The 12,119-nt window shown below is 73.7% G+C and carries 13 protein-coding genes; 5 read left to right on the forward strand and 8 right to left on the reverse strand.

Features of this window, described 5'->3' with window-relative positions:
- Window positions 1–142 precede the first annotated feature (142 nt).
- The gene (locus KYT88_RS06130) at window positions 143–316 is read left to right on the forward strand and encodes a DUF3117 domain-containing protein (protein ID WP_012037866.1); all 174 of its coding nucleotides are present in this window, start codon (window positions 143–145) and stop codon (window positions 314–316) included.
- A gap of 106 nt (window positions 317–422) precedes the next feature.
- Here KYT88_RS06130 and KYT88_RS06135 read toward each other — a convergent pair whose 3' ends face one another.
- Window positions 423–1,055 (reverse strand): O-methyltransferase, encoded by a 633-nt coding sequence (locus tag KYT88_RS06135; protein WP_043587585.1) that lies wholly within the window; start codon window positions 1,053–1,055, stop codon window positions 423–425.
- A 150-nt stretch (window positions 1,056–1,205) separates the two neighbouring features.
- Between KYT88_RS06135 and KYT88_RS06140 the strand changes: the two genes are divergently transcribed.
- Window positions 1,206–1,580 carry a twin-arginine translocase TatA/TatE family subunit gene (locus tag KYT88_RS06140; protein WP_043587991.1) on the forward strand — a complete coding sequence of 125 codons (375 nt, stop codon included), beginning with the start codon at window positions 1,206–1,208 and terminating at the stop codon, window positions 1,578–1,580.
- A 56-nt stretch (window positions 1,581–1,636) separates the two neighbouring features.
- On the opposite strand, the gene KYT88_RS06145 is transcribed toward KYT88_RS06140, so the two are convergent.
- Entirely contained in the window at window positions 1,637–2,554 is a 918-nt protein-coding gene (locus KYT88_RS06145) for a LysR family transcriptional regulator (RefSeq protein ID WP_043587583.1), read from the reverse strand.
- Between the two features lie 115 nt (window positions 2,555–2,669).
- On the opposite strand from KYT88_RS06145, the gene KYT88_RS15930 reads away from it, so the two are divergent.
- Window positions 2,670–2,792, forward strand: coding sequence for a hypothetical protein (locus KYT88_RS15930; RefSeq protein WP_255522660.1), 123 nt, complete (start codon window positions 2,670–2,672; stop codon window positions 2,790–2,792).
- Between the two features lie 99 nt (window positions 2,793–2,891).
- Here KYT88_RS15930 and KYT88_RS06150 read toward each other — a convergent pair whose 3' ends face one another.
- Genes KYT88_RS06150 through KYT88_RS06160 form a run of 3 tightly spaced genes read right to left on the reverse strand, consistent with a single transcriptional unit; the run spans window position 2,892 to window position 5,935 of the window.
- Window positions 2,892–4,067: an Mrp/NBP35 family ATP-binding protein gene (locus KYT88_RS06150; protein ID WP_043587580.1), complete on the reverse strand. Its 1,176-nt coding sequence runs from the start codon at window positions 4,065–4,067 to the stop codon at window positions 2,892–2,894.
- A complete protein-coding gene (locus KYT88_RS06155) occupies window positions 4,057–4,605 on the reverse strand; it encodes a DUF1003 domain-containing protein (protein ID WP_043587578.1) in 549 nt (182 codons plus the stop codon). The genes KYT88_RS06150 and KYT88_RS06155 overlap by 11 nt, the downstream gene beginning before the upstream one ends.
- Window positions 4,589–5,935 (reverse strand): magnesium transporter MgtE N-terminal domain-containing protein, encoded by a 1,347-nt coding sequence (locus KYT88_RS06160; RefSeq protein ID WP_012037873.1) that lies wholly within the window; start codon window positions 5,933–5,935, stop codon window positions 4,589–4,591. Before KYT88_RS06160 ends, KYT88_RS06155 begins: the two co-directional genes overlap by 17 nt.
- 58 nt (window positions 5,936–5,993) lie before the next feature.
- Between KYT88_RS06160 and KYT88_RS06165 the strand changes: the two genes are divergently transcribed.
- Complete coding sequence (locus KYT88_RS06165) at window positions 5,994–6,662, forward strand: YflT domain-containing protein (protein WP_043587576.1); 669 nt, start codon at window positions 5,994–5,996, stop codon at window positions 6,660–6,662.
- Between the two features lie 30 nt (window positions 6,663–6,692).
- On the opposite strand, the gene KYT88_RS06170 is transcribed toward KYT88_RS06165, so the two are convergent.
- Both KYT88_RS06170 and KYT88_RS06175 read right to left on the reverse strand, forming a co-directional pair.
- Complete coding sequence (locus KYT88_RS06170; protein WP_043587575.1) at window positions 6,693–8,330, reverse strand: aminopeptidase P family protein; 1,638 nt, start codon at window positions 8,328–8,330, stop codon at window positions 6,693–6,695.
- Between the two features lie 103 nt (window positions 8,331–8,433).
- Entirely contained in the window at window positions 8,434–9,459 is a 1,026-nt protein-coding gene (locus KYT88_RS06175) for an endonuclease/exonuclease/phosphatase family protein (protein ID WP_043587989.1), read from the reverse strand.
- A 92-nt stretch (window positions 9,460–9,551) separates the two neighbouring features.
- Here KYT88_RS06175 and KYT88_RS06180 point away from each other — a divergent pair, with 92 nt between their 5' ends.
- Entirely contained in the window at window positions 9,552–10,427 is an 876-nt protein-coding gene (locus tag KYT88_RS06180; protein ID WP_043587572.1) for a PHP domain-containing protein, read from the forward strand.
- 90 nt (window positions 10,428–10,517) lie between these two features.
- Here KYT88_RS06180 and KYT88_RS06185 read toward each other — a convergent pair whose 3' ends face one another.
- Window positions 10,518–12,071: a DEAD/DEAH box helicase gene (locus KYT88_RS06185; protein WP_237583811.1), complete on the reverse strand. Its 1,554-nt coding sequence runs from the start codon at window positions 12,069–12,071 to the stop codon at window positions 10,518–10,520.
- Window positions 12,072–12,119 lie beyond the last annotated feature (48 nt).

The following is a 12,119-nucleotide window of genomic DNA, read 5'->3' on the forward strand; positions in this document are numbered from 1 at the left end:
CGCCCGCGACTCCTCCCGGCCGCCCCGCCGCGCCCCCTCCACCGCCGGATGGGGGCGCCTCGGCCGTAGCACGGAGCCGCGCGTTCATCGGGGGGCGTGTCCATGCGGGATAATGGACGCACATCCACGAAAGGGGAGCCGAATGGCAGCCATGAAGCCCAGGACCGGCGACGGACCGATGGAGGCCGTGAAGGAGGGCAGGCTCATCATCGTGCGCGTGCCCTTGGAGGGAGGCGGACGACTCGTCGTCTCCGTCAACGACGCCGAAGCGAAGGAGCTTCACGACGCTCTCGCCGCGGTGACCAGCGCGAGCTAGTCGAGACCGCATCACGCGACACCGCCCGCCCCGTCGACGACGGGGCGGGCGGTGCTGTCTGCGGGGTGCGTCCGGAGCCGGGGTTCGCGACCGGCGACCCGAGGGGTCAGCGCCCGGTCTTGGCGATCTGCAGCAGGCCGTCGCCCGCGGGCGACAGCGACGCCACCACGGCGCCCGATCCCGCCGTCTCCTGCACGAGCGTGCGGAAGGCCGCGGTCTGCGCATCGCGCGCGGCGGGGTTCTGCACGCGTCCGCGCCAGAGGGCGTGCGGCACGAGGACGAGCCCACCGGTGCGCGCGAGGCGCAGACCGTGCTCGACGTACTCGATGACCTGGGCGGGATCCGCGTCCACGAGCACGAGGTCGTAGCTCGCGTCGCTCATCCGCGGCAGCACGTCGAGGGCGCGGCCCGTGATGAGGCGCACGCGGTTGGCGGGCACCTCGGCGTCCGCGAGGATCTCGCGCGCGGCCTGCTGGTGGTCGAACTCCACGTCGATGCTCGTGAGCACCGCCCGTGGCGCGCCGCGGAAGATGCAGAGGCCCGAGACGCCGGCGCCCGTGCCGATCTCGATGACGCTGGTCGCGCGCGTCGCCGCCGCGAGGAGCGAGAGCTGCGCGCCGACGGCGGGGGAGACGGCCTCGATGCCCAGCTCGCGGGAGTGCTGGCGCGCCAGGGCGATGTGCTCGTCCTCCACGACGACGTCCTCGGCGAACTTCCACCCGGTCTCCTGGTCGGACACGCGGCACCTCCCTCTTCCGGGTCCCCAGGGTATCGGCCCGGCGGCACCCGCCCGACCGGCGGGTGTCCGGTGCGGATCGGATGGGCGCCATCCGCTGACCGGACCCTGCGGACGGGCGGAGATGCGGCGTCGACCGGCTAGCCTGTGATCATGTTCGGCCTGACGTTCGAGAAGCTGATGCTCATCGGCATCATCGCCGTGTTCCTGCTCGGCCCCGAGCGGCTGCCGGTCTACACCCAGAAGCTCGCGGATCTGGTGAAGGCCGCGCGGCGCATGGCCACCGGCGCCCGGGAGCGCATGCGCGACGAGCTGGGACCGGAGTTCGACGAGGTCGACTGGAAGAAGCTCGACCCGCGCCAGTACGACCCGCGTCGCATCATCAAGGAGGCGCTGTTCGAGGACGAGCCCGTCGTCACGAAGCCGCGCGTCCCCGTCGAGACGACCATCGCCCGCCGGCAGCGCCTGGAGCGCGAGGCGGCCGCCGCGTCGGCCAAGCCCGCGCCATTCGACGCCGAGGCCACCTGACGCGCGTCGCATGACCGCGATCCGTCCGCCTGCGTCACCCGGGCATCCATCGCGCCTCAGCCGTTCCCGCTGAAGCGCGCGTCCACCGCCTTCGCCTCCTCGCGGAGGGCGTCCACGACGGCGCGCACCGACGGCCGCTCGGCGCGGTCCGGGCGCAGCAGCACGTGCAGGTGCCGCTTCGACGTGACCCCCGACAGCCGCTTGACCACCACGCCCTCGTACGAGCCGGCGGTGTACCGCGGCAGCAGCGCGATCCCGTGCCCGGACGCCACGAGCGACTCCGTGATGCGCGTGTCGCTGAACCGCTGGACCACGCGGGCGGGCGCGCCCACGGCCTGCTCGATGTCGAGGAGGATCCGGTCGAAGGGGAGGCCCTGCGGCACGCCGATCCACGGCTCGCCGCTCAGGTCGGCCGGGCTCACCGACGCCCGTCCGGCGAGGCGGTGGTCCGCGGGCATGGCGACGTCGAGCGGCTCCACCATGAGCGGGACGATCACGAGGCCGAGTCCGCGCCAGGTTCCCGCGCCCGCGAGCGAGTGGGCGATGACCACGTCGAAGTCGGCGGTGAGGTCGGCGAACGCGCGGGACGCGGGATCCCGGTCGCTCGCCCGCAGCGTGAGGTCGGGGATCCCGGCGACGCGGTCGAGGAGCCCGGGCAGCAGCATCTGCGCGGCCGTGGGGAACGTGGCGAGCGTGACCTCGCCGGACGGCTGGTGGCGGAAGTCCTCCCAGAGCGCCTCGGCACGCGCCACCGCGACGGCGATGTCGGTCGCGGTGCGGGCGAGAGCGCGGCCCGCGTCGGTCAGCACGATCCCGCGCCCCGAGCGCTCGGTGAGCGGCACGCCGGCCTCGCGCTCGAGCACCTTCAGCTGCTGCGAGACGGCGGACGGGGTGCGGCCGGCGGCGTGCGCGACGGCGCCGACGCTGCCGCGGTCGGCGAGCTCGCGGAGGAGCTCGAGCCGTCGTATGTCCATGAAGGCAGGCTACACAACCAAGCAAGGACTATGAGCTTGTCCTGAACGGTGCGCGATGGTCCCATGGAGGTGCGGCGGAATGCGCCGCCATCCGCCTTCTCGCAGGAGCACCACCATGACCGTCTTCCTCATCGCCATCGCCGCCCTCTCCGTCTCCGCCATCGCCGGCACCGTCGTCGTCACGGCGCGCGACGGCTACCGCGCGCTGCCCACGCGCACGCACCGCAGCCACGTCTAGGCAGCGCCCGCAGCACGCACGAGGAGGACGGCAGCCCGCGGGCTGCCGTCCTCCTCGTGCGTCACGGGGGCGTCGACAGGAGCCGGGGCGTCGGCGCTCCTAGGAGACGGACAGGCCCAGCCGCCGGCCCGCGAGGCCGCGGCCGCGCGAGGCGAGGTGGTCCGCGACCCGCAGGATCTCGACCGCGGCGGGATCCGTCGGCGCGGCCAGCACGAGCGGCGCCCCGGCGTCGCCGCCCTCGCGGAGCGCCATGCTGAGCGGCACGCTCGCGAGGAGCGGCACGGGCGCGTCCTGCCCCGCCGAGAGCCGACGCGCGACCTCCTCGCCACCGCCTGCGCCGAAGAGCTCCAGCACGGATCCGTCGGGCTGCGCGAAGCCGGCCATGTTCTCCACGACGCCCGCCACGCGCTGGCCCGTCTGCCGCGCGACCAGGCCGCTGCGCTCGGCCACGTCGGCGGCCGCGGGCTGCGGCGTCGTGACGACGAGCACCTCGGCGTGCGGCAGCAGCTGCCCCACGGTGATCGCCACGTCGCCCGTGCCGGGCGGCAGGTCGAGCAGCAGCACGTCGAGGTCGCCGAAGAAGACGTCGGTCAGGAACTGCTGGATCGTGCGGTGCAGCATCGGTCCGCGCCAGGACACGGCGGTGCCGCCGGTGGCGTCGGGGTCGAGGAACATGCCGATGGAGATGACCTTCACGCCGTGGGCGACGGGCGGCAGGATCATGTCGCCGACGCGCGTGGGCTGCGCGGTGCGCCCGTCGGCGTCGACCAGGCCGAGGATCCCCGGGATCGAGAAGCCGTGCACATCCGCGTCGACGAGGCCCACCGCGAGGCCCTTCGCCGCGAGCGCGACCGCGAGGTTGGCGGTGAGCGTGGACTTGCCGACGCCGCCCTTGCCGCTCGTGACCGCGTAGACGCGCGTGAGGCTGTCCGGCCCGAAAGGGATGCCGCGCTGGGCGGCGGGACCGCGCAGCCGTTCGGTGAGCGCGCGACGCCGCTCCGGGCTCATCACGCCGACCGTGAGCTCGAGCCGCGCCACCCCGGGCACGGCCTCGACGGTCTCGCGCACGTCGCGCTCGATCGACGTCGCGGCCGGGCAGCCGACGATCGTCAGCGCGATGTCCACCAGCGCGACGCCGCCGTCCTCGATCCGGACGTCGGAGACCATGTCGAGCTCGGTGATGGGACGGCGGATCTCGGGATCCACCACGCGGGCGAGCGCCCGCCGCACGGCGTCCGCCGTCAGCGTCCCGGTCCCGGCGGCCTCAGCGGGCATGCGTCCTGCGGGTCGTGCCCTCGGCGTCGTCCGCCTCGGGGTCGTCGCGACGGTCGAGCTCCTCGAGGAGCTGGCGCAGCTCGGCGCGGATGAAGTCCTTCGATGCGACGTCCTTCATCTGGAGGCGCAGCGACACGACCTCGCGGGCGAGGTACTCGACGTCGGCCACGTTGCGCTCGGCGCGCTGGCGATCCTGCTCGATCTGCACGCGGTCGCGGTCGTCCTGCCGGTTCTGCGCGAGCAGGATGAGCGGCGCCGCGTACGAGGCCTGCAGCGACAGGATCAGCGTGAGCGCCGTGAAGCCGAGGGCCGCCGAGTCGAAGCGCGCCGACTCCGGTCCGTAGGTGTTGTAGCCGATCCACGCGACGCAGAAGAGCGTGAGGCCCACCAGGAACCACGGCGTGCCCATGCCGCGGGCGATGGACTCCGTGAAGCGGCCGAACCGGTCGCGGCTCGCGCGGTTGCGCATGGGGAGGACGGTCGTGCGGAGGCCCTTGGGCGCGTCCAGGCGGACGTCGCGGTTACTCTGCCGTGCCACGGGGGATCCTCCGTCCTCGTACGGGTCCTGCGGTGGGGATGGCGGCCGTGGCCGTGCCGTGGAAGCGGGCCGTGGCGCGCTTGCGCGTCTCGCGTTCCGCGTCCGCGCTCCGCCAGTCGTCGGGCAGGAGGTGGTCGAGCACGTCGTCGATGGTGACGACGCCGACCAGCCGGTGGTTCTCGTCCACCACGGGCACGGACACGAGGTTGTAGCTCGCCATGATGCGCGACACCTCGGCCGCGCTCGTGTCCGCGCGCACGGGCTCCAGGCCCTGGTCGAGCAGCGTGCCGAGGCGTTCGTGGGGCGGGTAGCGCAGCATCCGCTGGAAGTGCACCATGCCGAGGAAGCGTCCCGTGGGCGGCTCGTACGGCGGCAGCGTGACGCAGACCGCGGCGCCGAGCGTGGGCGCGAGCTCGTGGCGGCGGATGAGCGCGAGGCCCTCCGCGACGGTGGCGTCTCCCGACACGATGACGGGATCCGTCGTCATGAGGCCGCCCGCGGTGTCGGGCGCGTAGCTGAGCAGCATGCGGACGTCGTCCGCCTCCTCCGGCTGCATGAGCTCGAGCAGGGTCTCGCCGCGCTCGTCCGACAGCTGCGCGATGAGGTCGGCCGCGTCGTCCGGCTGCATCTGGTCGAGCACGTCGGCCGCGCGGTCGTCGTCGAGCGTCGCCATGATCTCGACCTGCTCGGCCTCGGGCATCTCCTCGAGCACGTCCGCGAGCCGGGCATCCGGCAGCTCCTCCGCGACCTCGAGGCGGCGCGCCTGCGGCAGGTCGAGGAGGGTGTTGGCGAGGTCGGCGGGCAGCAGGTCGGAGTAGGCGGCGAGGAACTGGGATGCGGACTGGGCGACCCCGTCGTCCTGGAGCTCGGCGACCTCCTCCCACGTGGCGAACATGGTCGCGCCCTTGGCGAAGGGGGACGGGCTCGTGCGCGGGCGGCGGCAGAAGAGCTGCGAGACCTCCCACTCGGCCTGGCCGGACTCCTCGATGGCGACGTCCTCGATGACGGCGTTCCCGGATCCGTCGCGCATGCTCACGCGACGCCCGAGGATCTCGGCGATGACGCGCACCTCGCCCCCGCGCTGCTCGAAGCGGCGCAGGTTGATGAGGCCGGTGGTGATGATCTGCCCGGAGCCGATGCTCGTGACGCGGCCGATGGAGAGGAACACGCGGCGCTTGCCGGGGATCTCGACGATGAGGCCCACGACGCGCGGCGGATCGTCCTTGCGATAGACGACGAGGACGTCGCGGACGCGCCCGACGCGGTCTCCCGCGGGGTCGAACACGCTGCACCCGGCGAGCCGGGCGACGAAGACTCGGGAGGCGCTCACAGAGTCAATCTAGTCGCTCGCCCAGCACCCGCCCGGCACCCCGTGGAAGACTGGCCAGGTGACCAACCCGCTCCTCGGACGCCCGTCCCGTGCCCGCATGCCGAAGCTGCCGAAGGGGGAGCCCGTCGCCACCTACGAGACGTACGACGAGGCGCAGCAGGCCGTCGTCACGCTCGCCGAGGCGGACTTCCCGGTCACGCAGGTCAGCATCGTGGGCAACGAGCTGACGAGCGTCGAGCGGGTCACGGGGAAGCTCACGTCCGCCCGGGCCGCGGTCGCGGGAGCCGCGAGCGGCGCGTGGCTCGGCCTCTTCCTCGGCCTCGTCACGTTCCTGTTCTCGCCCGTGCCGAACATCTCCTTCGTCGTCGGCGCGGTCATCATCGGCGTCGGCTTCGGCGCCATCTACGGGATCGTCAGCTACAGCATCACGCGCCGCCGTCGCGACTTCACCTCGGTGATGCAGGTCACGGCCACGAGCTACTCGGTGGTCGTCGAGCCCGACTCGATGCACCGCGCGCGCGACGTGCTCGGCATCGGAGGAGCGGGCACCTCCGTCTACGGGGAGCCCGTGGTCACCGCGCCGCCGGCCGCGCCGCCCGTCTCGCGTCCCGTCGGCCCGTACGGCGAGCGCGTGCCCGAGCCCGGCGCGTCCGACGCCCCCGAGCCGACCGCGCCGCCCACGTCGACCGACCGACCCGTGGGCGAGCAGGGCACGGCAGGGGCCTGAGCCCCGCGCGCCCCCCGCACGCCGCAGCGGCTAGGCGCGTCCGGCCATCCACGCCTCGACCTCGTCGGCCGTGCGCGGGATACCGGCGGACAGGTTCTCCGCCCCGTCGCGCGTCACGAGGATGTCGTCCTCGATGCGCACGCCGATGCCGCGGAAGCGCTCCGGCACCGTGAGGTCGTCGGGCTGGAAGTAGAGGCCCGGCTCGATCGTGAAGACCATGCCGGCCTCGACGATCCCGTCGATGTACATGTCGCGACGGGCCTGCGCGCAGTCGTGCACGTCGAGCCCGAGGTGGTGGCTCGTGCCGTGCACCATGTAGCGGCGGTGGTGCTGGTTGTCGGCCTCGAGCGCCTCCTCCGCGGTGACGGGGAGCATGCCCCAGTCGGCGACCTTCCGCGCGATGACCTGCATCGCGGCGGCGTGCACCTCGCGGAAGCGGATGCCGGGCCGCACGATCGCGAGCGCCGCGTCGGCCGCCTCCCGCACGGCCTCGTAGACCTCGCGCTGCACGTCGGTGAAGGTGCCCGAGACGGGGAGCGTGCGCGTGATGTCGGCGGTGTAGTAGCTGTCGAGCTCGACGCCGGCGTCGATGAGGATCAGGTCGCCCTCGACCACGCGGCCGTCGTTGCGGGTCCAGTGCAGGATGCAGGCGTGCGGGCCGGACGCCGCGATGGTGTCGTAGCCGACCGCGTTCCCGTCGGCCCGGGCGCGCGCGTTGAAGACGCCCTCGACGACGCGCTCGCCGCGGGCGTGCGCGACGACGGCGGGCATGTCCGCGATCACGTCGGAGAAGCCGCGGCCGGTGGTGTCGACCGCCTCGCGCATCTGGCGGATCTCGTACGCGTCCTTGACGAGGCGGAGCTCGGAGGCGTCGCGGGCGAGGAGGGCGTCGCCGTCGGCGGGATCGGTCTGCTCGGCGTCGGAGGCCACGCCCGCGGCCGCGCGTGCCTCGTCCACGCGCGCGGCGAGGGCCGGGTCGGCCTCGCGGATCACGCGCACGCGACCCGCGGCCGCGATGGCGGCGTCGACGGCGGCGAGGGGCGCGGTGGCGATCCCGAGGTCGGCCGCGACCTGGAGGAGGGAGGGGCGCGGGCCGATCCAGAACTCGCCGATCTCGGCGTTGGCGTAGAACTCGTCGCTGTCGCGGCCGGCGCGCTCGCGGAAGTAGAGGGTCGCGTCGTGCGCTGATCCGTCGGCCGCGGATCCCTCGGCCACGGGCTCGAGGACCAGGACGGCGCCGGGCTCGCTGTCGGCGCCCCAACCGGTGAGGTGGGCGAAGGCCGAGTGCGCGCGGAACGGGTGGTCGGTGTCGTTGCTGCGCTGCTTGAGTCGGCCGGCGGGGATCACGAGGCGCGTGCCGACGTGGAGGGCGGAGAGGCGGCGGCGGCGGTCGGCGGCGTAGGGCGCCTGCTCGCGGGCCGGAGGGTCGACCTCCTCGCGGTCGGCCCAGTTCGTGGACACGAAGTCGCTGAAGGCGGTGCTGGCGGGCGTGGTGCTGCGGTTGCTGGTGGCGCGGGGGACGGGGGCGTCGCCGGATCCGGGCACGGGCGTCCCGGCGGTCGCGGACACCGCGGGGGCCGCGGTCTCGGTCGTAGCCAGGGGCGCGGCCGGATCGGCGGCGATCTCGGCGGGGACGGTCTCGGACGCGGTGTCGGTGTTCTCGGCCATCCGTCGATCATCCCACTTGCGCGCGGCGCCGAGGCGGGGCGGCGGCGGGCGGCGCTCAGCGCAGCGGCGTGAGCTGCGCGATCCCCTCGTGCTCCGTGCGGTGTCAGCGCAGCGGCGTGAGCTGCGCGATGACCGGGCGGTGGTCGCTGCCGGCGCCGTCGCGGTCCTCGACGACGCGGAAGCCCGTGACCGCCCACCCGGGCGTGGCCATGATGTGGTCGATGGGCGTCCCGAGGAGCGCGGGGAGCCCCGTGGGCCAGGTGCCGACCGCGCCGTTGCCGGAGGCGCGTCCGGCGTCCACGCACTTCCCGAGGTCGGTGACCTGGTCGCGTTCGGTGGGCGCGCCGCCGTACCGGCTCATGTGGTCGAGCGTCGCGTTGAAGTCGCCCGCGATGATCACGTTGCCCTCGTCGCAGCGCTGGCCGAGCCAGGCGAGGTCGGCGCGCCAGTTGTCCATCTGCTCGGGGATGGGGGAGACGGGGTGGACGGCCATGATGACGGGGCCGTTCCCGTCGACCGGCTCCATGATGACCGTGGGCAGCACGCTCGTGGTGCCGCGCGACTCGTCCATGCGGTAGTCGCCGTAGGCCGCGCTGATGAGGATGGTGGTGGAGCGGGCCGCCGCCACGTCGTCGAACGCCGCGGTGCGCACCCACATGGGCCGTCCCGCGTCGCGCATGAGCACCGCGATCTCCGCGCCGGTCTCCTCGCGCGTCTCCGGCAGCGTGATGACGTCGGCGCCGGACTCGATGGCCAGGTCGGCGACCGCGCGCGCGCCCGTCGCGCCGCCGAGCGTGTTCCACGTCAGCACGGTGACGTCGTCGTCCTGCGCCTCCTGGAACGCCGTGTCGCCGAGCCCGCGGGTGGCGAGCACGGCCGAGTTGGCGCCGATGAACAGCACGAGCAGCATGGCGATGCTGCCGAGGAGACGGCGGCCGGGGCGGATCGCGAGGCAGAGGACGAGGGTCAGGACCAGCACCGCGGCTGCCGCGGCGACCAGGCCTCCGCGGATGGCGACGGCGTGGGCGACGAGGTACGTCTGCTCCAGCCCGAGCAGCTGCGGCCAGGTGACGACCAGGAGCCCTGCCGCCGTGATGAGGATGACTGCTGCTCCGACGACCCGACCCATGACGTCCACCACACTATGGCGGCTCTCTGGGAGAGCGCCGCCGCGGCCTCCGGGCGGCCGGGCGGCATCGGGGCGCCACGTAGGATGGCGGGATGCCGGAGGAGCAGCCAGGTCCCATCGACCTGCACACGCACAGCTCCGTGTCGGACGGCACAGAGACGCCCGTCGAGCTCGTCGCGCAGGCCGCCGCGCAGGGCCTGTCGGCCGTGGCGCTCACCGACCACGACTCCACCGCCGGCTGGGACGACGCCTCCGCGGCCGCTCTCGCGCACGGCATCACGCTCGTCCCCGGCATGGAGATGAGCACGCAGCTCGAGTACGCGAGCGTGCACGTGCTCGCCTACCTCTTCGATCCCGAGGACGCGGACCTCGCGGCCATGACCGCACGCGTGCGCTCCGAGCGCATGACCCGCGCCGAGGCGATGGTCGGTCGGATCTCGCGCGACTACGCGTTGACCTGGGCCGACGTGCTGGCGCAGACCACGCCCGGCAGCACCATCGGGCGGCCGCACATCGCCGACGCGCTCGTCGCCCGCGGGCACGTGCCGACCCGCACGGCCGCGTTCGAGAGCATCCTGCACTGGCAGGGCGGCTACTACCGGCCGCACTACGCGCCGGATCCGATCCTCGGCGTCGAGCTCATCACGGCCGCGGGCGGCCTGGCCGTGCTGGCTCACCCGGGTGCCCGCGGGCCGGAGCGCGTGCTGTCGGACTCCCGCATGACCGCGCTCGTGGCGGCCGGGCTCTTCGGGCTCGAGGTGCGCCACCGCGACAACCCGCCCGCGGCGCGCGTGCGGCTCACGGAGCTCGCGGAGCGGTTCGGGCTCGAGGTCACCGGGTCCAGCGACTACCACGGCACGGGCAAGCCGAACCGGCTCGCGGAGAACACCACGGAGCCCGCCGTGCTCGCGCGCATCGTCGAGCGCGCGACGGGCTGGGCGCCCGTCGTGCCCGTGCCCGCACCCTGACGCGCGACCGGCGACGCACGGGCCGTGCACGACGGAGGGGCCGCATCCGGTGGATGCGGCCCCTCATCGCGCGATCCGTGCGGCGCGGCGCTAGGACGTGGCGGTCGGGCGGTCGCCGCCCGAGCGGCGACGGCGGTTGCGCGAGCGCGGGCGGGTCTGGCCGTCGGCGTGGGGCGCGTCGTGGCCGCCCGCCGTGTTCGGCTGCTCGCTGCCGATCGTCGCGGTGGCGTCCGCGGGCGCGGTGGCCGAGGCGGTCGACGTGCTGCGGCTGCGCGAGCGGTCGCGGTCCCCGCCGCCGGTGGAGGAGAAGGCCGAGGAGGATCGGCCGCCCGAGCGGTCGCCGCCCCGGTCGCCGCCGCGTCCGCCGTCCCGGCTCCCGCCGCGTCCGCCGTCGCGGCCCGAGTCGGCGCCGCGGCTGCCCGGGCGCTCGCGCGGGGTGCCGTCGGGGTTGACCGTCGGGGTCGCGCGGAGTCGGCCCTTGGATCCGGCCGGGATGTCGAGGTCGGTGTAGAGGTGCGGCGAGGACGAGTACGTCTCGGTGGGCTCGGGCTGGCCGAACTCGAGGGCGCGGTTGATGAGCGCCCACTTGTGCAGGTCGTCCCAGTCGACGAAGGTGACCGCGATGCCGGTCTTGCCGGCCCGGCCCGTGCGGCCGACGCGGTGCAGGTACGCCTTGTCGTCCTCGGGGATGGTGTGGTTGATCACGTGGGTGACGTCGAGGACGTCGATGCCGCGTGCCGCGACGTCTGTGGCGATGAGGATGTCCTTCTTGCCGGCCTTGAACGCGGCCATCGCGCGCTCGCGCTGCTCCTGGTTGAGGTCGCCGTGCACGGCGGCGGCGTTGAAGCCGCGGTCGTTGAGCTCCTCGACGAGGCGGGCGGCGGCGCGCTTGGTGCGCGTGAAGATCACGGTCTTGCCGCGGCCCTCGGCCTGGAGGATGCGGCCGATGACCTCGTCCTTGTCCATGTTGTGGGCGCGGTAGACGAGGTGGCGGATGTTCGCCTGCATGAGGCCCTCGTCGGGGTCCGTCGCGCGGATGTGGATCGGCTTCGTCATGAAGCGGCGGGCGAGCGCGACGATCGGCCCCGGCATGGTGGCCGAGAACAGCATCGTGTGGCGCACGGCGGGGGTCTGCGCGAAGAGCCTCTCGATGTCGGAGAGGAAGCCGAGGTCGAGCATCTTGTCGGCCTCGTCGAGCACCATCTCGCGCACGTTCTGGAGCGAGAGCAGGCGCTGGCCCACGAGGTCGAGGAGACGGCCCGGCGTGCCGACGACGATCTGCGCGCCGGCCTTGAGCTGCTCGATCTGACCCTCGTACGCCTTGCCGCCGTAGATGGAGACGACCGTGGTGGCGCGGTGCTTGGTGGCGATCTGGAGGTCCTCGGTGACCTGGACGGCGAGCTCGCGCGTCGGCACGACGACGAGCGCCTGCACGCCGGGCTCGGGGGTGAGGCCGAGCCGCTGGATGAGCGGGAGGCCGAAGCCGAAGGTCTTGCCGGTGCCCGTCTTGGCCTGGCCGATGATGTCCTGGCCGGAGAGCGCCAGGGGGATGGTCTGCTCCTGGATGGGGAAGGGTTCGAGGATGCCGTGGTCGGCGAGCGCCTGCACCATGTCCTCGTCGATGTTCAGTTCGGTGAAAGTCACGTTGTGCCCTGTCTAGCGGTGCGGTCCACGCCCGGACTGCTTCTCTGC

The sequence above is a fragment of the Clavibacter sp. A6099 genome (assembly GCF_021919125.1).
GTDB classification, from domain to species: Bacteria; Actinomycetota; Actinomycetes; order Actinomycetales; family Microbacteriaceae; genus Clavibacter; species Clavibacter seminis.

Coding starts and splice junctions, on each gene's coding strand:
- KYT88_RS06175 (WP_043587989.1), bottom strand. CDS start 9,459: ATGGGTCGGGTCGTCGGAGCAGCAGTCATCCTCATCACGGCGGCAGGG.
- KYT88_RS06150 (WP_043587580.1), bottom strand. CDS start 4,067: ATGCCCGCTGAGGCCGCCGGGACCGGGACGCTGACGGCGGACGCCGTG.
- KYT88_RS06145 (WP_043587583.1), bottom strand. CDS start 2,554: ATGGACATACGACGGCTCGAGCTCCTCCGCGAGCTCGCCGACCGCGGC.
- KYT88_RS06130 (WP_012037866.1), top strand. CDS start 143: ATGGCAGCCATGAAGCCCAGGACCGGCGACGGACCGATGGAGGCCGTG.
- KYT88_RS06180 (WP_043587572.1), top strand. CDS start 9,552: ATGCCGGAGGAGCAGCCAGGTCCCATCGACCTGCACACGCACAGCTCC.
- KYT88_RS06170 (WP_043587575.1), bottom strand. CDS start 8,330: ATGGCCGAGAACACCGACACCGCGTCCGAGACCGTCCCCGCCGAGATC.
- KYT88_RS15930 (WP_255522660.1), top strand. CDS start 2,670: ATGACCGTCTTCCTCATCGCCATCGCCGCCCTCTCCGTCTCCGCCATC.
- KYT88_RS06140 (WP_043587991.1), top strand. CDS start 1,206: ATGTTCGGCCTGACGTTCGAGAAGCTGATGCTCATCGGCATCATCGCC.